The sequence below is a fragment of the Pseudodesulfovibrio thermohalotolerans genome (assembly GCF_021353295.2).
GTDB lineage: Bacteria > Desulfobacterota > Desulfovibrionia > Desulfovibrionales > Desulfovibrionaceae > Pseudodesulfovibrio > Pseudodesulfovibrio thermohalotolerans.
The window spans coordinates 1,276,282-1,297,208 of sequence record NZ_CP120635.1 but is presented as its reverse complement, the minus strand read 5'-3'; the positions used below and the strand labels follow the sequence as shown (position 1 = coordinate 1,297,208).

Here is a 20,927-nt window from a genome sequence, read left to right as displayed (position 1 = left end):
TAGCGGTTACTTTCCTGCCCGGATCTTTTCATTGGCCGCCTTGAGCGTCTCGCTCAGGACGTCGATGTTCACGGGCTTGTGCAGATAGGCGAACGCGCCCAATTCCATGCACACCTTGCGATCGTCCTCCGAACCGTGGCCGGTCAGGATGATGACCTCGATGTCGGGATGTTCACGCTTTACGCGACGCAGGACCTCGATGCCGTCTATGCCGGGCATCTTCAGGTCGAGGATCATGACTTCGGGTTCGTCTTCTTGGACCAGATTCAAGGCGGACTCGCCATCGTAGACCACGGCCGACCCCATGTCACGCATCATCAAACGCTCGGACAGGGTTTGGACGAACTCGCGTTCGTCGTCCACCAGCAGGACCTTGGAAGGCACTTCGAAGTCCATCTTGCGATAGATGTCGGTCTGATGGAATCCCTTGCCCACCTGACACTCCACGGCCAGGACGCCTTCCACGTCGGAGACGATGCCCTTGAGCTCGCGTTCCAGCTTCTCCAGCAGGAGCACATGCTTGTTGATGGTCAGGGTGATGGTTCCCTTGCTTGCGCTCACCAGGACGTTGTGGCCCTCCCTTGCGAGCACGGTCTCGACCCGAGCGGCCAAGAGGAAGTCCTTCACGGCTGCGCGGGAACGGTCCGTGACCTTGACCACGGCGTTGGAGAGCTGCTCGACGATGAGGTCGGCGGAACGTTCAACGCCTGTGGCGGCCACGGGCAGGACCAGGTCGTACAGGGTGCCGGCCCACGGGTCGTCGGTGCCGCGCAGTGCCTTGACCCAGGCGGCGCGGTCCTCGTCGTCCTTGCGGATGAGCTTCATGGCGTGCTTCTCCGCGAAGCCCTCCTCACGCTCGGCCACGCCAAGGCGGGCCTTCATGTCGGAAATGAGGCAAACCTTGAGGATGTGGCCGATCTCGGGATCGGGCAACTGGGAAGCGAACCCGGGAATGATGATATTCTCGCCGTCGATCAGCCTCTTTGCCACGGCCAGGCGCATCCAGGCGATGGCCTGCTCCTTTTCATGGCTGAAGGCGTTGAAGACCGAGGCCTTGGCCTGAAAGGCCCGTGCGATGCGGTCCTCGGCCAGGCCGGACAGCTTGGAGGCGTCGGCCACGATCTCCTGATCGGTGACCAGGCGGCAGTCCGTGGCGTCAACGACGCGCTTGACCACCACTCCGGCCTCGCAGAACAATCCGTTGAAAACGGTAATGACAGACATATTGACTCCCTTTTCTCGCCTTAGGCCAGGCGGCAAACAGTGGTGAGAGGACAGTTATCTTCCTGACCATCCTGGTGCGCACTCTCGTGCGTGGCGCAGATGGCGTTCTCCATGGTGGCGTAGACGTGATCCTTGCCGATCTTCTCCAGCAGGTGGGTGCGTTCCAGCACGGCCATGACCGACTCGTTCACGCCGCACAGGGAGATATCCAGACCGCTGGACCGGACGCGGTCCACGATCAGCGACAGGGCTTCCTCGCCAGAGGCGTCCATGTCGTTGATGCCGTTGGCCACGATAATGATGTGCCGAAGTTTGTCGTTGCCCATCATCCGCTCGGTGATCTGATCCTCAAGGAAGCTCGCGTTGGCGAAGAAGAGCGGACCGTCGAAGCGGACCAGGGCTATGTGGCGACACTCCCTGAGGCCGAAGGCCGTGGCGTCGCGAAGGGACTTGTCCTCGGAACGGGACAGGGTGGCGACGCGGGGGCGCATGGACTTGTACAGGAAGACAAGCAGGGACAGGACCACGCCGACCATGATGCCCTTGTCCAGATGCGGGGCGAAAGCCAGGGTGCAGAGGAAGGACAGGATGGAGATGGCCCCGTCATACCACTGCGCCTTCCAGGCGTGAATGAAACCCGAAGCGTTGATAAGCCCGATGACGGCCATCATGATGACTGCGGCCAGCACGGCCTGGGGCAGATGGTAGAGTAACGGGGTGAAGAAAAGCAGAGCGATGACGACCATCAGCGAGGTGAACACGCTGGACATGCCGGTGACCGCGCCCGCTTGCAGGTTGACCGCCGAACGCGAGAAGGAGCCCGAAGCCGGGTAGCTCTTGCCGCAGGCGCCGAGGATGTTGGCCAATCCCTGGCCGATGAGCTCCTGGTTGGGGTCGAGACGCTGTCCGGTCTTGGCGGCCATGGCCTTGGCGATGGAGATAGCCTCCATGAAGCCGAGCAGGGAAATGATCGCCGCGAACGGGACCAGGTGCAACATGACCTCGAAATCGAGGGAAGGCGCGCTGATGGCCGGGATGCCGGAAGGCACCGAACCGACGACCGCCCCGCCGCCCATCATCTTCAGGGCAGCGGTGTCGAGCCTGCCGTTGCCTACCTTGACCCGCCAGGTGCGTCCGTCGGAGGTCATGCCCGCCGGGATCGCGTCCTTGGCAAAGAAAAGCAGGCTGCCGTCGGGCTGTTCAACCCCGGTAAGCAGGGTCTCCCGAAGCTCGGAGCGCAGTTCGTGAGCCTGGAGCTTGAGACGGGCCATCTTGACGTTGACCACGCTCTGATCGTGCTCGATGTCGAGAATCCCGACCGGGTCCCCACCCTTCTCGGCTTCCTTCATGGCCTTGCCCAGAGCGGTGCGCTGCGTGGCCAGATCATCGATCCCGGCCACTGCGGTGTTGAAACCGTTGATGGCTTCGTGGACTGCGGGGACGCGGATGGACTCCAGCGGAGCCTTGGCGTCGTGATTGAAGCCCAGTCCCCAGGAAAGGGCCGTGGTCACCACGACCGCCACGAGGACGTTGGGAATCTTCGGATTGACGCGTTTGAGCACGATCATGATGCCGAACGCGAGCGCTCCCATGGCCAGCGTAGGCCAGTGGGTGTAATGCACCGCGCTCTCGACCACGCGGATGATGGTCTCGTAATGATGGTCGGCCTTGTCCACATAAACGCCGAACATCTTGGAAAGCTGGGAAGAAGCGATGATGATGGCCGCGGCGTTGGTAAAACCGTTGACCACGGGGTGGGACAGGAAGTTGACCACCAGGCCGAGCTTGAGCACGCCGAGCAGGAGCTGGAAGATGCCGACCATCAGGGCCAGCAAAATGGCGTAGGCGATATATCCCTCGCTGCCTGCCGTGGCCAAAGGCTCAAGGGAGGCAGCCGTCATGAGCGAAACCACGGCCACCGGCCCTGTGGCCAATTGACGGCTGGAGCCGAACAGGGCCGCCACCAGGGGGGGAAGAAAGGACGCATACAAGCCGTAGTAGGCAGGCATACCCGCCAACTGGGCATAGGCCATGGATTGGGGGATGAGCACGAGGGCAACGGTCAGCCCCGCGATGGCGTCGGCACGGAGCGCCGCCATGTTGTACCCTTTGAACCAGCCGATGAAAGGGATTATCCGTGAAAGCATTCAGCCTCTTCCTTGGATTATGCCTGCAACATCCTGCGGCATGTGCGCATCAGTTCGTTGAACAGCGCGCCCGCATCGTACAGGTTGTAGTTTTTAAATCGAACCAGACCATCTGCCATCGTAAACAGAATGAGCGCCGATTTCCTGGGATTGATTTCCAAGCTGATGGAGCCGTCCTCCCGCCCCGTCACGATAGCCTTCTCGAAGATGTCCACGAGGCAATTGTAGATATCCTCCAGGTTCGCCCTGAACTCCGGATTCGACTCGGAGTACTGGTAGAGAAAGTGACGGTGAAGGAGCAGGAACTTATCTTCCATCAGACCGGCCAGATAAAGATAGAAAGAGACGACCTCCTCCGTCATCTCAAGACCCGACTTGAACGGCCTGTTCTCCAAGAACCGTTCAAATTGGTCCACTATCTCGTCCCTGGTCTTCTCAAGGATCGCGAGCAGCAAGCCCTCCTTCGTCTTGAAGTGATAGAAGATCGTCCCCTCGGCCACCCCGGTGAGGCGGGCAAGTTCCTGCCCCGACGTGTCCGCAAACCCCTTGTGAGCGAACATGAACGTGGCGACCTTGAGGATGGCTTCCTTCTTCTTCATGCCTTTGATCCTTTTTTCCCAATCTAACCGAGTGTCCACTCAGTTTTTTCTCTAATACTGGATAAAACGGCACAAAGTCAAAGAAACGGGCTAAACTGAGTAAACACTCAGTTTCACAAGCAAGGGCCATAATATCATTGAAAAAGTCGAGGCATCGGAATTGGCCTAACAGAAAAAAAATGAAAAAAATTGCCCCTTGGCGAGCCGTTTTTTCTGCCTAAAGCACCTCAGTGCACCACGGCCGGGAGATCCTATGAAACGAGGAGGAAAAGAAAGATCGTCACGGACGACAGGGACCGGCAACCAAAAGGAACTCCGACAAAAAAGCCCCGCCCGGTAGATCGGGCAGGGCTTGGCTTTTCAAATGACGAATAGACTAGCTCAGCCAGTCGTCGCCTTCCTCGATGGGGGCAAAGCCCCGGCGCATGGTGTTCTCGCAGACAAGGCGCGGGTCCATGAACTGGAGCAGGTAGTCCGGGCCGCCGGACTTGGAGCCCACGCCGGACATCTTGAAACCGCCAAAGGCGTGGCGTTCCACGAGCGCGCCCACCGAAGGCTTGTTCAGATACAGGTTGCCCACGCGGAACTCCCTGGACGCCCGTTCCAGGTTGCGCGGACTGCGGGAGTAGATGGCCCCGGTCAGAGCAAACCGGGTGGAGTTGGCGATCTCCAGGGCCGCATTCATGTCTGCGGCACGCATGACCGAGAGCACCGGGCCGAAAACCTCTTCCTGCGCGATGCGGTGTTCCTTTGTGATATTTTCAACGATGGTCAGGGGCACGTAGCAGCCGCCGGAGGCCTTGAGATCGTCGGAAACCTCGCGCTTGACGAGCACGCTGCCCTCTTCCTCGGCGATCCCGACGTAACGCATGACGTTCTTGCGGGCGGCCTCGTCCACCACCGGCCCCATGTAGTTGGCCGGATTCTCGGCCGGGCCGAGCTTGACGGACTTGGCTGCCTCGACGAGACGGCTCACGAAGCGGTCGTAGATGGCGTCGAGAACCACGGCCCGGGAGCAGGCCGAGCACTTCTGTCCCTGGAAGCCGAATGCGGAATAAAGCACGCCGAGCACGGCCTCGTCGAGATCGGCGTCGTCATCGACGATGATAGCGTTCTTGCCGCCCATTTCGGCGATAACCCGCTTGCAGTGCTGCTGGCCGGGTTGAACCACGGCGGCGCGTTCCTGAATGCGCAGGCCGACCTCCATGGAGCCGGTGAAGGCGATCACCGCCACGTCGGGGTGGTCCACCAGATGATCGCCCATGACCGAACCCCGGCCGGGGCAGTAGTTGAAGACCCCGTCGGGCAGACCTGCGGCCTTCCACATGTCCACCAGGGCACGTCCCACGCAGGACGAGGAACCGGCCGGCTTGTAGACCACGGGGTTGCCGCAGACGATGGCGGCAGAGACCATGCCCACGGAGATGGCCATGGGGAAGTTCCAGGGCGCGATGACGGCGGCAACGCCCTTGCCCTGATAAAAGAGGTGGCTCATCTCGCCGGGAGCCCGGCCCATGCGGCGCGGCTTGCCCAGGCGGATCATCTCGCGGGCGTAGTATTCGAGGAAGTCGATGGCCTCGCCCACGTCCGCCTGAGCCTGATCCCACTGCTTGCCCACTTCGAGGACCTGGAGCGCGGCCATTTCGTGGACGTTGGCCTTGAGATGCGCAGCGGCCTTGAGCAGAACCTGCGCCCGCTCCTCGGGCGGAACGTCGCGCCAGACCGGATAGGCCACCCTGGCCGCCTCCACGGCGGCGTCGACCTCGGCCACGCCCGCCTGGCAAACGGAACCGACAATCTCCCCGGGGTTTGCCGGATTGTAGGAATCCAGCACGTCGTCGGTGGTCACGTCCCGGCCGTTGATGAAAAGCGGAACCCGTCCGCCCATGGCGGAACGAATTCGGGCGATGGACGCGGGATACGCTTCACGCTCCGCCGGAACGGTGAAGTCGGCGGGCGGGAAGTTCCTGAACCGGGGCAGCCCTTCGCGCTCTTCCTGTCCGGTCCTGCACTTGCCCTCAAGCTGACGGCGCAAGGTCTCCGAGGGATTTTCAAGCAGACGCTCCATATCCGCTTCGTCGGCGAAGGTCTGCTTGAGGAAGGACTCGTTGGCCGTGTTTTCGAGCAGCCGCCGGACCAGGTAGGCCATGCCGGGAAGGAGATCGCCGTAGGGGCAGTACAGACGCACGCGCCGGGCCACGTTCTTGAGCCCCTTGCGCACGGGTTCCGCCATGCCGTAGAGGACCTGGAACTCGTAGCGGTCCTCCGGCACCTTCAGCTCCGTCGCGTTCTCCATGACCGAGGAGATGGTGCGGATGTTGTGCGAGGCGCAGGCGAAATGGCAGATGTCATGATTTTCAAGGATGTAGCGGGACACGCGCTCGTAGGCCATGTCGGACTCGGGCTTGTGGGTCCAGACGGGCACGGGCCAGTCGTTCTGCTTGGCCAGCACGGTTTCGTAGTCCCAATAGGCCCCCTTGACCAGCCGGATGGACACCGGAAGACCGGCCTCACGGGCCCAGTCGATGAACAGGCGCACATCCTCGTCCACGGTCTTGAGATAGGCCTGGAAGACGATGCCCAGATGCGGATAGTTCGGGTACTTGAGCCGCAGCCGCTTGTAGAGCTCGACCGTGGCCTCCTTGTACTTGAGCTGCTCCATGTCGATGCACATGAAACCGCCCATCTCCATGACCTTCCTGTACACCGGCTCGATACTGCGGACCATGCCGTCCACGGTGCCCTCCACGTCCACGGGCTTGGACTGGGAATAGAAGGCCGACGGCTTGACCGCCACGTTGACCTTGGGCGCATGACCCCAATCCTGGTCGCCGGAGGAAGCGTCGAGCGGTTTCCACTTGTCCAATTCCTTATGTATGGCGTCCAGGACTTCCAGATAACCGTCGCGGTAGGCCTCGGACTCCACTTCGGAGACCGTGGCCTCGCCAAGCAGGTCGAGGACGAAGGCGAAACCGTCCTTGCGCAGTTTCTTGATGCCCTTGACCGCCTCCCTGGCCTCCTGGCCGATGATGAACTGGCGGGCCATGGACTCGATATTGGAGCGGATGGTCTTGTTCAGGACCTTGGCCACAAGGCCGCCGCCGAACTTGGTCTTGGTGGCGCCCCATTTGAGCACGTCGGGAATGTTGGAATCTTCGCCCGCGAAATATTCTTCGATATGGCGCGACAGGGAATCGGACGTGTTCAGGTACGGAAGAACGTCAACAAATCTGAACATCTGAACCTTGAAATCTTCGTTTTTCATGGCCCAGTCCATGACCTTTCCGGTCCACCAGCCCTTATTGAAAACCGAAGGAGATTCTCCCGAAATGGACGAAAAAAACTCCCTGCCCCGAGCGATTATTCTCGGATCCAGGGAGGTCGGTGTTGCGGACATTGCTGACTCCTTGTGCGTCTAGTCGTTTTCGTGGGGCAGCGGTATAATCCTCGACTCCTTGACCGTGGTTAGCACGATGGTCGAGTTGGTGTCCCTGACCGGCCCGATGGTCCCGAACTTGGCCAGCGTCGTCTGCAACGCCTCGGTGTCCTCGACCCGAACCTTGACCAAATACGAATCCCGCCCTGCCGTGTAATGAACCTCCAGAACCTCGGGGAACTCGGCCAGCTTCTCGCCGACCTCGGTGGCGCCCACGCCCTCTTCCACCCGGATGGAGGTGAAGGCCGTCAAGCCCCGCCCCAGAGCTTTGTGGTTGACAATACATTCATAGCCTTTGATGATTCCGCTCTTCCTCAGCTTGCGCACGCGCTCCAAAACGGCCGAAGGAGCCTTGCCGACCTTCCGGGCGATCTCGGCATTGGATACCTTTCCGTCTTCCTGAAGGATATTCAGAATCTCCAAATCCAATTTGTCAATCTTTCTGTTATTCATAGAATAAAGGAATAATATTCTTCCACAATCTTGTCAAGCATCTTCCGCCCCCCCAAAGAACGCGGCCGCACATACAGCTTTTCTTTTTCCGCGTCCTCGGATAATCTTACAAATAGACAGGGTTGGGCCAACCCCATAGCCCCAAAAAGGACACAGAGCCTCATGAAAGCCAAAGACAACCACAACCGGACCGACGCGCAGGTCTCCATCGCCGTCCAGGGCGACGGGCTGACCATAGCCCTGTCCGGCCGCCTGGATGCGGCGGGCACGGCCTCGGTCTGGAACGAGGCCGTCAAGGGCGCGTCTTCCGCAGGATTTGCCAGGCTGATCGCCGACTGCGGCGGAGTGACTTATATGGACGGCTCGGGCGTGGCCCTGCTCCTCAAACTGAAAGAACTTTGCGCCGGGAAAAAGGCCGCCATCGATCTCGCCAACCTGAGCGAAGAGGACAGGGGACTGATTTCCCTGACCTGGGAATCCACTCTTCCGGAACGGCGCGACGGTGACACGGAAAGGCGCGACGCCGACGACGGGACTTCGGCCGGAGATCTTTGGCGCAACACCCGCGAAATGATCGCCTTCGTGGGCGAATCCTTTTCCCTGATCGGCCAGGTGATCGCCCACCCGCGCCAGATCCGATGGAAAGACGTAGCCCTGGCCTGCATCAACGTGGGCGTGGAGTCCATGTTCATCATCGTGCTCATAGGCTTCCTCATGGGGCTTATCATGTCCTTCCAGTCCGCCATCAGCCTGCAACGGTTCGGCGGCGAGATATTCGTCCCCAACATGCTCGGCCTGGTCATGTTTCGGGAGATGGGCCCGCTGGTCACCTCCATTCTCCTGGCGGCCCGTTCCGGCTCGGCCTTCGCCGCCGAAATCGGAACAATGAAGATCAATGAGGAACTGGACGCCCTGACAACCATGGGGCTTTCCCCCATGCGTTTTCTTGTGGTTCCCAAGATTATCGCTACGATTCTCATGGTCCCGCTGATGACCATGTTCTTCAACCTGGCCAGCCTGGTGGGCGGCGCGGTGGTCATGCTCTCCATGGGCTACCCCCTGGTGACATTCACCTCGCGCGTCTTCTCCTACCTCAGCATGACCGACTTCTGGGGCGGCATGGTCAAGGGACTGGTCTTCAGCTTCCTGGTGGCGGGCGTGGGCTGCCTGCGGGGCATCCAGACACGTTCCGGCGCAAGCGCCGTGGGCCTGTCCACCACCAGCGCCGTGGTCTCCGGCATCATCCTCATAGCCTTTGCCGACGGCCTCTTCGCCGTGGTGTATTACTACTTGGGAATATAGATGGGCGGCATGACGGACGAAACCCCAATCATCAGCGTGCGCAACCTGACCTGCGGCTACGGCGACCACGTAGTGGTGGACAACGTCACCTTCGATGTCCACAGAGGCGAAGTCTTCATCATCCTCGGCGGCTCGGGCTGCGGCAAGTCGACCCTGCTCAAGAACATGATCGGCCTGGTGGAGCCCATGTCCGGCCAGGTCCATTTCGGCGAGGATGAACTAACCTCGGCCAGCGACGACGCGCGTCAGGCCATCATGCGCAAATTCGGAGTCATGTATCAGATGGGCGCGCTTTTCGGGTCCATGTCCGTACTCCAGAACGTCATGCTCCCGCTGGAGGAATTCACCGACCTTCCGCCCGAGGCCATCGAACTCGTCGCCCTGTCAAAGCTGGCCATGGTAGACATGGAGCACGCGGCCTACAAGATGCCCTCGGCACTGTCGGGAGGCATGAAAAAACGGGCCGCCATCGCCCGGGCCATGTCGCTCGATCCAGGCATCCTCTTTCTGGACGAGCCAGGCGCGGGCCTGGACCCCATTTCCAGCGCGGTCCTGGATGACCTGATCCTCGATCTTTCAAAAAACCTCGGCATCACCTTCGTCATTGTTACCCATGAATTGGAAAGCATTTACAAAATAGCGGACCGAGTCATCATGCTCGACAAAGCGGTCAAATCCATCGTGGCCGAAGGCGATCCCCGCGTGTTGCGGGACACATCGGACAACCTGTTCGTCAAACGATTCTTCCACCGGCAGCCGAACATAGGCGTCCCCGAACACGATCCGGCCGAACAACCGTCAGCCCAAGGATAGGCCATGGTACGCAAAAAAGATTACTTCAAGCTCGGACTCTATATCGTCCTCGGCACGGGAATGCTCCTGGCGGTCGTCATCATCCTCGGAGCCGGACGCTACTTCCAGACGTCCTATCCCCTGGAAACCTACTTCGACGAATCCGTCAACGGGCTGTCCGTCGGCTCCCCGGTGAAACTGCGCGGCGTCCAGGTAGGCCGCGTGGCCGAGATCAACTTCGTGACGAACATCTACGAACTTTCCCACACCCACGAAGTGCGCTACGTCTACGTCCGGTGTGAAGTCAACCCGGACCTCTTCGAGGAAATGACCGAGAAGGAATTCAACGCCCATATCGAACGAGAAACCAAACGCGGAATGCGCATCCGGACCACCTCCCTGGGCCTGACCGGCCAGCTTTTCCTGAACACGATCTACGAAGACCCGAAGGCCAATCCGCCCCTGCCCATCAAATGGACCCCGAGATATGCCTATGTCCCGTCGGTGCCGTCCACCCTGAGCCGGATCGAGGAAGCCTTCACCACCATCAGCAAGACGCTGAGCGGCCTGAAACAGGAAGACATCGAATCCATCATCACGGACGTCAAATCCATCGTCAACACCCTCGACAACTTCATGAAGGCCGAGGGGGGCAAGGAAGCGGGCGCCAAAATCCTCGACATCCTCCGATCCACCGAAAGCATCCTGGCCCGCTCGGACGAGATCCTCGCTGATCCCGCAGCCGAAACCATCATCCCGAACACGGCTTCGGTCCTGGCAAACGTCAACCGGATCACCGAGGAATCGGCGGACGACATCATCCAAACGGCCGCCGAAGCCAGACAGGCCATCGCGGGCTTCAAGCAAGCCACTCTCAACCTGAGCAAGGCCATGGCCGACCCCCGCATGGACGAAGCCATGGACAACATAGCCCCCACCCTGGACAACATTTCCAAGGCGTCGGCGGCCCTGGCCGCAGCCGTGGGCAAGGTCCACATCCTGGTCAATCGCCTCAATGGGGTTGTCGCCTCCGAGGAGACGAACATCCGCTCCATCCTTGAAGACACCAGGGAAATAATGCTGAACGTCAAGGAACTCACGGACGAGGCCAAGCGGTATCCGTCCGGTCTGTTTTTCGGCACTCCGCCGAGCAAACCTCACCCCGAGAACAACTAAAGGGTGTCCGCCATGAAACGATACGTCATACTCGCCGCCGCGCTGATCGCGGCCCTGGCAGCGTCCGCCTGCGTCAAGCTGGGCGCTCAGCCCCTGGATAAGCGATTCTACCAGATATCCCCTGTGCGAACCGCTCAAAAGGCCGACGCCCCCAAGGACATCATCCTTCTGGTCCGCCGTCTGTCGGCCTCCGACCTGTACAATACCCGCGAGCTGGTCTACAGGGGGGCCGACGGGCATATCGAATCCGACTTCTACAACAAGTTCTTCGTTCCCCCATCCAACATGCTGACCACGGAACTACGCCGCTGGCTGAGCGCGTCCGGCCTGTTCAAGCATGTCATCGAACCGGGCAGCATGGTCGTGCCGGGGCTGACTGTGGAAGGGGCGGTCAACGCCCTGTACGGCGACTACTCCGCCGAACAGCCCGCAGCCGTGGTCGAGATGCAGTTCTTCGCGGTGGACGAGTCCACCCAGGACAACGCGATCGTCTTTTCAGGGTCGTACAAGGAACGCATCCCGATGTCCTCGACCGACCCGGACGCCCTGGTCCAAGCCATGACCGTGGCCGTCCAAAATATTTACGCAAACCTTGAAACCGACATGGCCGCCGCGCCGCTCAAAGATTGATGGCCAAGAGAAAAAGCACCTATCGTCCTGAGGAATTCGACGAGTTCGAAGATCGCCCAAGCCGCTCCCAACTCAAGCGCGACATGATCGCCCTGCAACAACTCGGAGCCGACCTGGCGGCGCTGGGCGACAAGATCGTCAAGGAAGCCGACCTGCCTCCCGAGGTGGAAAAGGCTCTGCTGCTCATCAAGACCATGACCAAGCACGAGGCCAAACGACGCCACATGCAGTATGTGGGCAAGCTCATGCGCACCTTCGACACCACCCACGTATGCGAGCTGGTGGAGGCCGCCAAACTTGGCCACTCCATCAAAACCAACGAGTTCAAACGGGTGGAATCCCTCCGCGACCGCCTCGTCGGCGGCGACGACGACCTGCTCCAGACCCTTTTCGAACACCACCCGGAAGAGGGACGGCAACTCCGCCAACTGACCCTCGGCGCGCGCCGCGAAAACGCCAACGGCAAGCCCCCCAAGAATTCCCGCGCCCTGTTTCGCCTTCTCCGCAGTCTGCCGGACGAGAACTGACCGGACGATCAAAATGCTTCATATCCAGCCGCCGGAGACCCGAAAAATCGGATGAGGGCCTTGACGGCGGGGTTTCAAGGATTATCTTTGCTTATTGAATCAACGACGGCCTGATCGCCGCATCCAAGGAGATGATATAGATGGTTATCCACGAATACGCCGGCATCGTCACGGAATTGCCCGACAGGGATTGCCCGCATTGCGGAAAGCGGCTGGACGCCTGGCTGGCGCCGCCTGAAACGGGTTGGGGGGTCATCCTCATCTGCAACAACAACAGTTGCCCGCACTATATCGGCTCCGAGACCGACATCCTGCACAAACGCGACGATTCTCATCTGGGTTGCCGCTACGCGGAAGACCCGGCCAACGGATTCAAGCCGGTCAACGTGCTCGCCGTCTGCCCCCACTAGGGTCATATTTCATAGAACACCGAGAAAAGGGTCCAGCGAAAGCGGGGCCCTTTTCTCGTTTCAAAATCCGAAACCGCCGATACGCTTCATCCGAATATGTGATGGCGGCCGCTATTCCCTTCACAGATGAACAATGTTAGATGGTTCGATCACATTGTCAGGAGTATGTTCATGGTGTTTATCGAAGGGAAAACGCGCGCATTGGCGGCACTTTGGGCCGCTGTGCTGCTGTGGGCCAGTTCGTTTATAGTTCTCAAGATCGCCTTTCAGCGCTTCGATCCCATGGTGGTCATTTTCGGCCGCATGTTCGTGGCCTCGCTCTGCTTTCTGCTGGTCTTCAAGAACCTGCGAAGGATCGACTATCAGCCGGGCGACTGGAAGCTGCTTGCTTTCATGGGCATCTGCGAGCCCGGGCTCTATTTCGTATTCGAAGCCATGGCCCTGACCTACACGGACGCCTCTCAGGCCGGAATGATCTGCGCCCTGCTGCCGCTCATGGTGGCCGTGGCTGCCCGCCTGACGTTGAAGGAGCCGCTGAAATGGCGAACCGTCGCCGGATTCTGCCTGGCCATCGTCGGCGCGGTGATCCTGTCCAGCGTAGCCGAGCCAACGGCCACTGCCTCCAACCCGACGCTCGGCAACTTCCTTGAGTTTCTGGCCATGGTCTGCGCCTGCGGCTACATGATCTCCCTCAAGAAGCTCACTCCCCGCTACAGCCCGTGGTTCCTGACCATGGTCCAGGCGTTCGTGGGCTCGGCGTTCTATTTCCCGCTCCTGTTTCTGCCCTCCACCGAGCTGCCCACGGCCTTCGACTTCACCGGAGTCGCCGCCGTACTCTATCTGGGAGTATTCGTGAGCCTCGGCGCCTATGGGATGTACAACTACGGGATGTCCAAGATTCCCACGGCCCAGGCGTCGGCGTTCATCAACCTCATCCCGGTCATCACCTTGGGCATGGGGTTTGTCCTGCTGGGAGAACGACTCAACTGGATGCAGTACGCGGCCTCGGCCCTGGTCATCGCCGGTGTCTATGTCAGCCAGGACGCCAAGTCGAAAAAAGCCGCTTCGACCGACTAAATCCGGATGAAAATATCCTCGCGTCCACAGCCTGCTTCGGTCAGCAGACGCGAAACCGCCTGTATCCCGGCCTCTCCGACATCCAAGCTGTAGTCCGTAACAAAGGTCTCTATGTGGGTACGGATGACCGAGGGGCTCAACTCCTGGGCGTGCCCCCGAATATAGTCACGCCCGGCCTCGGGCTTGCGGCGGGCGTACAGCAGGCTCTGGCGAATGGCTTCGTTCATGCGCCGAGCCGTTTCCTCGCCCAGCGACCGCTTGATGGCGATGGCACCCAACGGGATGGGAAGTCCCGTATGCGCCTCCCACCACGCCCCCAGATCAAGCACCCGGTACAGACCGCGCCCGGCGAAGGTGAATCGTCCCTCGTGAATGACCACGCCCGCGTCCGCCAGCCCCGCCTCGACGGCGGGCATGACCTCGTCGAAGACCATGGGCAAGCGCGTGACCGATATGTTGACCTCACGACAGCACAGGCCGAAAATCAGATTGGCCGTTGTCCGCTCGCCCGGAATGGCCACCTTGCAGCCGTCCAGGGACGCGAACGGCCTTGACCTCCCCGCCACCAGCACGGGACCGGCCCCGTAGCCCATGGCTCCGCCCGCGCGCAAAAGCACGTAATCATCTAGAATGGACGCGGCGGCAGCCGTGGATACCTTGACCACGTCCAACGCGCCTTGCGCCGCCAGTCCGTTGAGTTCCTCCACGTCAGCCAGAGTCACGTCGAGCCCGCCCGGCCATGGGACAAGCCCGGTTGTAAGCGCATGAAAGATGAATGTGTCATTGGGACAGGGAGAATAGCCGAGAGTCAGTGTTTCTTGCATCACAACATACCGCTTTTACTGATTTTCACCACCATACTTGACACGATTGCCGCGTGCCTGTAATCAAAGTGACCACTTGGTCACCACTAACGAAAGCAAACGAAAAGCGCAAGTACGTATAGTATGACAACAAAAAAAACCTTTGAAAACCTGCCGGAAGAAAAGCAACGTCGCGTTCTGGACGAAGCGACGGTAGAATTCGCCGAGCACGGCTATCATCAGGCGTCCATCAACCGCATTGTGGACCGTCTGGGTATCGCCAAGGGATCGCTGTTCAAATATTTCGGCACCAAACAGGGATTGTTCGAGCACATCTTCGGCCACGCCGTGGCCGGTTTCAAAAAACCGCTCAAAGCCATCCGCGCCACGCCCGACCTCGATTTCTTCGAGCGCATTGAGCAGAGTTTTCTGGCCGGGGCCAAGTTCGTGGACGAGCACCCCAACCTTTACCGCATCTATCTGAAGATGCTCTTCAACGAGAATTTTCCGTTGCGCGAACGCTTTCTCGGCGAAATCCGGGGGGCCAACGCCAAGTACCTCCGCCAGCTCATCGAGAACGGCATCAAGGCCGGAGAGCTTCCGGTCTCTCTGGACGTGGACATGGCAGTCTTCACCCTGCACGCGGTCATGGACCGCTTCCTCCAGGGATACGCCGTGCCCTCACTGGACAACGGGCTCGCCCCGGCAGCCAACCTGCAGGCCCGCGCCCGCGCCCTGGCCGCATTCCTGCGCCATGGCCTGGCCGACACCCCTTCACAGGAGTAACCGCATGAACCTGTTCAAAAGCGACTATTTCGACAACATGAATCTGGCCGACATCCGGGACAAGGTCGAGACGGGCCAACGTCTCTCCTTCGAGGACGGCCTGCGTCTCTTCCGCTGCCCGGAACCGCTGGCCGTGGGCGCGCTGGCCCATCGCGCGCGCACCCGCCTGCATGGCGACAAGGCGTTCTATGTGGTCAACCGCCACATCAACTACACCAACGTCTGCGTCAACGGCTGCGTCTTCTGCGCCTACCAACGCGAGGAGGGGCAAAGCGGCGGCTTCGTCCTCACCCGCGAGGATGTCCTTGCCAAGCTTGAAGCGGCCCCGCTTCCGCCGCGCGAGGTCCACGTCGTGGGCGGCTGCCACCCAAGGCTCGGCCTGGCCTATTTCGAGGACCTCCTCAGCACTGTCCGCGACCGCTATCCGGACGCGATTCTCAAATGTTTCACCGCCGTGGAAATCGCCCACTTCGCGAGCCTGGAGGGCATCTCCACCCGCGAGGTCCTCTCTCACCTCAAGGAAGCCGGACTCGGTATGCTGCCCGGCGGCGGAGCCGAGATTTTCGCTCCGGATGTCAGGGAACGGCTCTGCCCGCGCAAGGCCACGGCGGACGAATGGCTGGCCATCCACGAAGAAGCCCACGGACTCGGTCTCAAGACCAACGCCACCATGCTCTTCGGCCACATCGAATCCCTGGAGGACCGCGTGGACCATCTTATCCGGCTCCGCGAATCCCAGGATCGTGGCGGCGGCTATACCTGCTTCATCCCGCTCCCCTTCCTGACCGAAAACAGCCAGCTCAAGATCGATAACCCGCTGACCGGACTTGAAGAGTTGCGAACCATCGCCGTGTCCCGCCTGCTCCTCGACAACATCCCGCACATCAAGGCCTACTGGGTCATGCTCGGCGTCAAGCAGGCCCAGGCCGCACTCAAATTCGGGGCGGACGACTTCGATGGCACCGTCATCGAGGAAAAGATCGGGCATGAGGCCGGAGCCACCTCCGAACAGGGACTGACCAGATCCGAACTCGAAGACATGATTCGGGGCTGCGGCTGCACTCCCGTCGAACGCGACGGCTTTTTCAACGAAGTGTAACAACACCTTCGCCTCCTCCACCCGACGCGAGCCTTCTGAAATACTTCGGGGCGGGCAGGGACGACAGGCTAGCGCTTGCGAGAAACACCATGAGTGAACTGAAGAAGATATTCGAAAAAGTTTTGGACGGCGAACGCATCGATTTCCAGGAGTCCGAACTGCTGTATGCCGAAGCGGATTTTCACGCCCTCGGCCAGTTGGCGCACCAGGTACGGCTGAACAAGCATCCTGAGCCGCTGGTCACGTATGTGGTGGACCGGAACATCAACTATTCCAACGTCTGCGTCTGCTGCTGCAAGTTCTGCGCATTCTACCGCGAACCGGGCGACAAGGACGGGTATGTTCTCTCCTTCGAGGAAATCGGGCGCAAGATTGACGAGACGGTCGCCCTCGGCGGCACCCAAATCCTGATGCAGGGCGGGCACCATCCGGACCTGCCCTTGACCTGGTACGAGGAAATGCTCCGCTGGATCAAGGCGAATCACCCCGTGCACATCCACGCCTTTTCTCCGCCCGAGGTAGTCTTCTGGAGCGAAAAGGAAGGCATCACCGTGGCCGAGGTCATCCATAGGCTGCGCGCTGCCGGACTGGACTCCATTCCCGGCGGCGGGGCTGAAATCCTGGTGGACGAGGTCCGCTCCCGAGTGGCTCCCAACAAATGTCCGTCCGACCAATGGCTCGGCGTCATGGAAGAAGCTCACAACCAGGGGCTGCGCACAACCGCGACCATGATGTTCGGCCACCTGGAAACACCGGCGCAACGTTTGGAACACCTTTTCCGTGTGCGGGAAGTTCAGGACAGGACCGGCGGATTCACCGCCTTCATTCCCTGGACCTTCCAGCCGGACCACACCGCCCTCTCCCGTTGCCGCAAGCTCACGAGCGTGGAATATCTGCGCACCCTGGCCGTCTCCCGCATCGTTCTCGACAACGTGGACAACATCCAGGTCTCCTGGGTGACCATGGGGCCGAAAATCGCTCAGTTGGCCCTTTATTTCGGCGGCAACGACTTCGGCTCGACCATGATCGAGGAAAACGTGGTCAAGGCCGCAGGCGTCGCCTTCCGCCTCTCATGCGAGGAAATCCACCGCCTCGTCGAGGGCGCCGGGTTCATTCCCCGGCAACGCACGATGGACTACACACTGATGGAGACAAAGTAATGTCCGTTCGTCTCGGAAAAATCGGCTATCTCAATGTCCTGCCCATCTATCATCCCCTGGAATCCGGCATCCTTCCCCTCGACTGCGAAGTGACCTCCGGCCCACCCGCCGAACTGAACAGGCTCATGGATGCTGGCAAGCTCGACCTTTCCGCTGCCTCCAGCGTGGAATACGCCCGCCACGCGGATAAATACTACCTCATCCCGGACATCGCCATCGGCAGCCGGGGCCCCGTGCAATCCGTGCTGCTCCTGAGCCGCCGCCCGGTGGAGGAACTGGACGCCGAAACCATCTTGGTAAGCTCTCAGTCACACACCTCCGCCGCCCTGCTCCGCGTGCTGCAAGCCAAGCTGTGGAAGATCAAAACCGGCTTCGTGACTGACAACGCCACTGCAATCCTCGACAAAGGCGAACGTCCCGAAGCCATCCTGTGCATCGGCGACGAGGCGCTGAACCTTCGGTACCACCCGGACTATCCCCACCGAATCGACCTGGGTGAGGCATGGCGCGAACTGACCGGACTGCCCTTCATCTTCGGCGTCTGGATCGTGCAGCGTGAAAGCTGGGACCGGGATCGGGAAAAAGTTAAAAAGGCAGCGGAGATGCTCCTGAAAGGCAAACGCTGGGGCGTGGAAAACATCGGCGACGTCTGCGTGATGGCTGCCGAAGAGAGCTGCCTGAACGACAAGGAAATGTGCTCCTACTTCGACGGCCTGGTCTACGATCTCGGCGCCGAGGAGCAAATAGGGATGAAGACCTTCTACGAAAGCCTTGTGGAAACCGGGATCATCGACCGCGTTCCGGAGCTAGTCTTCCTGCCGGAAGCGATCTAGCGAACAAAACCGACGAATGCCTTCAACGCCGGGAACATGTACCGGCCGCCGTGGTGGATGAGATAGAACTCTCTGCGCCCTTCCAGGGCCGGGGCGTTGATGCGCACCACCTCGCCGCTGTCGAGCAGCGACTGGGCCGCCAGCTTGGACGTGAAGCAAACGCCCACGCCGTGCACGGCGTGCGCCAGACTCTCGCACGTACCTTCAACCCGGCAACGAACGTTCAGATTCTGCAGGGAATAACCGGCGCCTTTCAAGGCGTCTTCCAAAACCATCCGCGTGGCCGACCCCTTGACCCGCATGACCCACGGCAGTTCGACCAGCCGGTCCAAAGACGGCTCACGTTCAGCAGGCAGCCAGGGAGCGTCGGGCGAAGCCACCAGAATGGTCTCGTCGCGGGCCAGCAGCGTGGAGGTCAACTCCTCTTCTTCGGGCCGTTTGCCGACAATGCCGACAGGCCAGTCGCCGCTGGCCACCCGCCTGATGACTTCGCACGAGTCCGCTGTATGGACGATGAACGAAACTTCTGGGAATTTTGCGGAAAAGGACTTGAGAAGCTCCGGCAAAATGGTGTGAGAGGGGATGGTGCTGCAACCGACCTGAAGTTCGCCCACAACCCGGTCACGCAGGACCTCGATGGCCGCTTTGGCCCGATCCAGGCTGCGGAAGACACTTACCATGCTCTCGTAAAGGACGTCACCGGCCTGAGTAGGCATGATCTTGCGGCCAAGCCGGTCGAACAGCTTGACGCCCAACTCGTCCTCAAGATTGGCCACATGGGAACTGATTGTCGGCTGCGAGAGGAACATGGCCTCCCCGGCCTTGGAAAAACTCTGAAGTTCGTACACCTTGCAAAATGCTTCAAGCTTTCTGATGTCCATGTAACCAATCCTATAAATTGACAAAATCTATAATAGGAAACAAAAAAAGGGCAGGCGCGGAGCCTGCCCTTTCTTATTTATTCTTCGTCAGCCTTTTTTTCGGCTTCAGGTTGAGCCTTGGGCTCTTCCTTCTTCTCGGCCTTGGCGGGAGCCTTCTTGGGCTCTTCCTTGGCCGGAGTTGCAGAAGCCGACTTATCGGCCTTTTTGGTCAGTTCGATGATGACCATCGGAGCGCAGTCGCCCTTGCGGGGCTGGGACAGCTTGACGATGCGGGTGTAGCCGCCGACGCCGCCTTCGAAGCGCGGGCCGATTTCGTCGAAGAGACGCTGAACCATCTGATGGCTGCCGAGGACCTTATAAGCCTGGCGGCGAGTATGCAGGTCATTGCGCAGCGCCATGGTGATGAGCTTGTCGACAATGCGGCGGAGCTCTTTGGCCTTGGCTTCAGTGGTGCGAATCTGCTCGTAGGTCAGGAGCGCGCGAGCCATGTTCTTGAACATGGCGGCACGGTGCGAATTGGACCGATTCAGTTTGCGACCGGACTTTCTATGCCTCATTTTTCTCTTTCCTCTTCAACCATTCCTGGTATTTCTTGTCAAAATCCTCGACCGACATGCCAAACTTGAGGGCCATGCCGTCCAGAACACGGCGAATTTCGTCCAGAGACTTGCGGCCGAAGTTCTTGGTCTTGAGCATGGTCTGTTCGGTACGCTGGACCAGTTCGCCCACAAGCTGAATGTTGGCGGCCTTCAAGCAGTTGGTGGCGCGAACCGAGAGTTCGAGCTCGTCAATGGACTTGAAGAGGTTCGGGTTCAGATCGATGGAATCGTCTTCTTCCTCATGAGTTTCGGAAGCGGATTCATCGAAGTTGATGAACACCGAGAGCTGGTCCTTAAGGATCTTGGCGCTGTATGCACAGGCATCCTCGGGAGTGACGGAACCGTCGGTCCACACTTCCAGGATCAGTTTGTCATAGTTCGTCATCTGGCCGACACGCGCCTGTTCGACGGAGTATGCGACCTTCTTGACGGGGGAGTAGCTGGCGTCGAGGACCATGGAGCCGATTTCGTCGGTCAGTCCCTCATGCATGTCGGCCGGAACGTATCCTTTGCCCATGCGGACTTCCAACTCCATCTTGAGGGGGCGATTCTCGGTCAGGGTGGCGATAAGCTGATCCTTGTTCAGAATGGTGACATTCTGATTCTCCTGGATCATACCTGCCGTGACCTGCCCCTTTTTGTCGGCTTCGAGGACCAAGCGCTGAGGCTCGTCCGTGGTCATGGCTATGCGAACCTGCTTGAGGTTAAGCACTACCTCGGTCATATCCTCAAGAACCCCGGGCATCGTAGTGAATTCATGCTGCACTCCCTCAATGGAGGCGGACACGATGGCACACCCCTGCATGGAGGAGAGAAGAACCCGGCGCATGGCGTTGCCGATGGTGGTGGCATAGCCGCGCTCCAGGGGTTCGCAGATGAATTTACCGTACGTCTTGGAGGACTTGGGATCGCGCGAGAGAGCCTCGGGCTTGACCAATTCGCTCCAATTGCGGGTGTTGATGAGTTTGTCGCCGTTCTCAATAAGCATGTAGT

20 protein-coding genes are annotated in these 20,927 nt (G+C 60.0%); 11 read left to right on the top strand and 9 right to left on the bottom strand.

The annotated features are described in order from the left end of the window. Positions 1-6: 6 nt before the first annotated feature. From LF599_RS06015 to LF599_RS05995, 5 genes are all read right to left on the bottom strand, one after another. Positions 7-1,224: a response regulator gene (locus LF599_RS06015; protein ID WP_279522646.1), complete on the bottom strand. Its 1,218-nt coding sequence runs from the start codon at positions 1,222-1,224 to the stop codon at positions 7-9. A 20-nt stretch (positions 1,225-1,244) separates the two neighbouring features. After that, positions 1,245-3,371, bottom strand: a complete 2,127-nt coding sequence (locus tag LF599_RS06010) for a SulP family inorganic anion transporter (RefSeq protein ID WP_279522645.1) — start codon at positions 3,369-3,371, stop codon at positions 1,245-1,247. A 17-nt stretch (positions 3,372-3,388) separates the two neighbouring features. Continuing rightward, positions 3,389-3,970: a TetR/AcrR family transcriptional regulator gene (locus tag LF599_RS06005; protein WP_269941356.1), complete on the bottom strand. Its 582-nt coding sequence runs from the start codon at positions 3,968-3,970 to the stop codon at positions 3,389-3,391. 376 nt (positions 3,971-4,346) lie between these two features. After that, the gene (locus LF599_RS06000; RefSeq protein ID WP_279522644.1) at positions 4,347-7,367 is read right to left on the bottom strand and encodes a proline dehydrogenase family protein; all 3,021 of its coding nucleotides are present in this window, start codon (positions 7,365-7,367) and stop codon (positions 4,347-4,349) included. Between the two features lie 18 nt (positions 7,368-7,385). Next, positions 7,386-7,859, bottom strand: coding sequence for an Lrp/AsnC family transcriptional regulator (locus LF599_RS05995; RefSeq protein ID WP_269941357.1), 474 nt, complete (start codon positions 7,857-7,859; stop codon positions 7,386-7,388). A gap of 162 nt (positions 7,860-8,021) precedes the next feature. Between LF599_RS05995 and LF599_RS05990 the strand changes: the two genes are divergently transcribed. The 7 genes from LF599_RS05990 (at position 8,022) to LF599_RS05960 (ending at position 13,773) form a co-directional block, all read left to right on the top strand. Next, a complete protein-coding gene (locus tag LF599_RS05990; protein ID WP_279522643.1) occupies positions 8,022-9,161 on the top strand; it encodes an ABC transporter permease in 1,140 nt (379 codons plus the stop codon). A gap of 9 nt (positions 9,162-9,170) precedes the next feature. Beyond that, a complete protein-coding gene (locus tag LF599_RS05985; RefSeq protein ID WP_279522642.1) occupies positions 9,171-9,974 on the top strand; it encodes an ABC transporter ATP-binding protein in 804 nt (267 codons plus the stop codon). Positions 9,975-9,977: 3 nt separating this feature from the next. Next, a complete protein-coding gene (locus tag LF599_RS05980) occupies positions 9,978-11,129 on the top strand; it encodes an MlaD family protein (RefSeq protein WP_279522641.1) in 1,152 nt (383 codons plus the stop codon). Between the two features lie 12 nt (positions 11,130-11,141). After that, positions 11,142-11,759, top strand: a complete 618-nt coding sequence (locus tag LF599_RS05975; RefSeq protein WP_279522640.1) for an ABC-type transport auxiliary lipoprotein family protein — start codon at positions 11,142-11,144, stop codon at positions 11,757-11,759. After that, complete coding sequence (gene yjgA / locus LF599_RS05970; RefSeq protein ID WP_279522639.1) at positions 11,759-12,286, top strand: ribosome biogenesis factor YjgA; 528 nt, start codon at positions 11,759-11,761, stop codon at positions 12,284-12,286. The genes LF599_RS05975 and yjgA overlap by 1 nt, the downstream gene beginning before the upstream one ends. A gap of 140 nt (positions 12,287-12,426) precedes the next feature. Continuing rightward, positions 12,427-12,696 (top strand): hypothetical protein, encoded by a 270-nt coding sequence (locus LF599_RS05965; RefSeq protein ID WP_279522638.1) that lies wholly within the window; start codon positions 12,427-12,429, stop codon positions 12,694-12,696. Positions 12,697-12,867: 171 nt separating this feature from the next. Beyond that, the gene (locus LF599_RS05960; protein WP_279522637.1) at positions 12,868-13,773 is read left to right on the top strand and encodes a DMT family transporter; all 906 of its coding nucleotides are present in this window, start codon (positions 12,868-12,870) and stop codon (positions 13,771-13,773) included. Here the strand turns inward: LF599_RS05960 and LF599_RS05955 are convergent. Further along, positions 13,770-14,597, bottom strand: a complete 828-nt coding sequence (locus tag LF599_RS05955; protein WP_279522636.1) for a 1,4-dihydroxy-6-naphthoate synthase — start codon at positions 14,595-14,597, stop codon at positions 13,770-13,772. The genes LF599_RS05960 and LF599_RS05955 overlap by 4 nt on opposite strands. Positions 14,598-14,720: 123 nt before the next feature. Between LF599_RS05955 and LF599_RS05950 the strand changes: the two genes are divergently transcribed. The 4 genes from LF599_RS05950 to LF599_RS05935 all read left to right on the top strand — a co-directional run bounded on the left by LF599_RS05950 (position 14,721) and on the right by LF599_RS05935 (position 18,454). Further along, on the top strand, positions 14,721-15,362 hold the full coding sequence (locus LF599_RS05950) for a TetR/AcrR family transcriptional regulator (protein WP_279522635.1): 642 nt from the start codon (positions 14,721-14,723) through the stop codon (positions 15,360-15,362). A 4-nt stretch (positions 15,363-15,366) separates the two neighbouring features. Continuing rightward, positions 15,367-16,461, top strand: a complete 1,095-nt coding sequence (gene mqnE / locus LF599_RS05945; protein WP_269941365.1) for an aminofutalosine synthase MqnE — start codon at positions 15,367-15,369, stop codon at positions 16,459-16,461. An 89-nt stretch (positions 16,462-16,550) separates the two neighbouring features. Then, a complete protein-coding gene (gene mqnC / locus LF599_RS05940; protein WP_269941366.1) occupies positions 16,551-17,621 on the top strand; it encodes a cyclic dehypoxanthinyl futalosine synthase in 1,071 nt (356 codons plus the stop codon). Then, positions 17,621-18,454 carry a menaquinone biosynthetic enzyme MqnA/MqnD family protein gene (locus tag LF599_RS05935; protein WP_279522634.1) on the top strand — a complete coding sequence of 278 codons (834 nt, stop codon included), beginning with the start codon at positions 17,621-17,623 and terminating at the stop codon, positions 18,452-18,454. Before mqnC ends, LF599_RS05935 begins: the two co-directional genes overlap by 1 nt. Here LF599_RS05935 and LF599_RS05930 read toward each other — a convergent pair. The 3 genes from LF599_RS05930 to LF599_RS05920 form a co-directional block, all read right to left on the bottom strand. Then, positions 18,451-19,335: a selenium metabolism-associated LysR family transcriptional regulator gene (locus LF599_RS05930; protein ID WP_279522633.1), complete on the bottom strand. Its 885-nt coding sequence runs from the start codon at positions 19,333-19,335 to the stop codon at positions 18,451-18,453. The genes LF599_RS05935 and LF599_RS05930 overlap by 4 nt on opposite strands. Positions 19,336-19,412: 77 nt before the next feature. Beyond that, the gene (gene rplQ / locus LF599_RS05925; RefSeq protein ID WP_279522632.1) at positions 19,413-19,892 is read right to left on the bottom strand and encodes a 50S ribosomal protein L17; all 480 of its coding nucleotides are present in this window, start codon (positions 19,890-19,892) and stop codon (positions 19,413-19,415) included. Next, positions 19,882-20,922 carry a DNA-directed RNA polymerase subunit alpha gene (locus LF599_RS05920; RefSeq protein WP_279522631.1) on the bottom strand — a complete coding sequence of 347 codons (1,041 nt, stop codon included), beginning with the start codon at positions 20,920-20,922 and terminating at the stop codon, positions 19,882-19,884. Before LF599_RS05920 ends, rplQ begins: the two co-directional genes overlap by 11 nt. Positions 20,923-20,927 lie beyond the last annotated feature (5 nt).

What these genes read in the sequence shown, in the direction of transcription:
- LF599_RS05995 (WP_269941357.1), bottom strand. Translation starts at nt 7,859, where the DNA reads ATGAATAACAGAAAGATTGACAAATTGGATTTGGAGATTCTGAATATC.
- LF599_RS05930 (WP_279522633.1), bottom strand. Translation starts at nt 19,335, where the DNA reads ATGGACATCAGAAAGCTTGAAGCATTTTGCAAGGTGTACGAACTTCAG.
- LF599_RS05920 (WP_279522631.1), bottom strand. Translation starts at nt 20,922, where the DNA reads ATGCTTATTGAGAACGGCGACAAACTCATCAACACCCGCAATTGGAGC.
- LF599_RS06010 (WP_279522645.1), bottom strand. Translation starts at nt 3,371, where the DNA reads ATGCTTTCACGGATAATCCCTTTCATCGGCTGGTTCAAAGGGTACAAC.
- LF599_RS05965 (WP_279522638.1), top strand. Translation starts at nt 12,427, where the DNA reads ATGGTTATCCACGAATACGCCGGCATCGTCACGGAATTGCCCGACAGG.
- mqnE (WP_269941365.1), top strand. Translation starts at nt 15,367, where the DNA reads ATGAACCTGTTCAAAAGCGACTATTTCGACAACATGAATCTGGCCGAC.
- LF599_RS05975 (WP_279522640.1), top strand. Translation starts at nt 11,142, where the DNA reads ATGAAACGATACGTCATACTCGCCGCCGCGCTGATCGCGGCCCTGGCA.
- LF599_RS06015 (WP_279522646.1), bottom strand. Translation starts at nt 1,224, where the DNA reads ATGTCTGTCATTACCGTTTTCAACGGATTGTTCTGCGAGGCCGGAGTG.
- LF599_RS06000 (WP_279522644.1), bottom strand. Translation starts at nt 7,367, where the DNA reads ATGTCCGCAACACCGACCTCCCTGGATCCGAGAATAATCGCTCGGGGC.
- LF599_RS05935 (WP_279522634.1), top strand. Translation starts at nt 17,621, where the DNA reads ATGTCCGTTCGTCTCGGAAAAATCGGCTATCTCAATGTCCTGCCCATC.
- rplQ (WP_279522632.1), bottom strand. Translation starts at nt 19,892, where the DNA reads ATGAGGCATAGAAAGTCCGGTCGCAAACTGAATCGGTCCAATTCGCAC.
- LF599_RS06005 (WP_269941356.1), bottom strand. Translation starts at nt 3,970, where the DNA reads ATGAAGAAGAAGGAAGCCATCCTCAAGGTCGCCACGTTCATGTTCGCT.
- LF599_RS05980 (WP_279522641.1), top strand. Translation starts at nt 9,978, where the DNA reads ATGGTACGCAAAAAAGATTACTTCAAGCTCGGACTCTATATCGTCCTC.
- mqnC (WP_269941366.1), top strand. Translation starts at nt 16,551, where the DNA reads ATGAGTGAACTGAAGAAGATATTCGAAAAAGTTTTGGACGGCGAACGC.
- LF599_RS05955 (WP_279522636.1), bottom strand. Translation starts at nt 14,597, where the DNA reads ATGCAAGAAACACTGACTCTCGGCTATTCTCCCTGTCCCAATGACACA.
- LF599_RS05950 (WP_279522635.1), top strand. Translation starts at nt 14,721, where the DNA reads ATGACAACAAAAAAAACCTTTGAAAACCTGCCGGAAGAAAAGCAACGT.
- LF599_RS05985 (WP_279522642.1), top strand. Translation starts at nt 9,171, where the DNA reads ATGACGGACGAAACCCCAATCATCAGCGTGCGCAACCTGACCTGCGGC.
- LF599_RS05990 (WP_279522643.1), top strand. Translation starts at nt 8,022, where the DNA reads ATGAAAGCCAAAGACAACCACAACCGGACCGACGCGCAGGTCTCCATC.
- LF599_RS05960 (WP_279522637.1), top strand. Translation starts at nt 12,868, where the DNA reads ATGGTGTTTATCGAAGGGAAAACGCGCGCATTGGCGGCACTTTGGGCC.
- yjgA (WP_279522639.1), top strand. Translation starts at nt 11,759, where the DNA reads ATGGCCAAGAGAAAAAGCACCTATCGTCCTGAGGAATTCGACGAGTTC.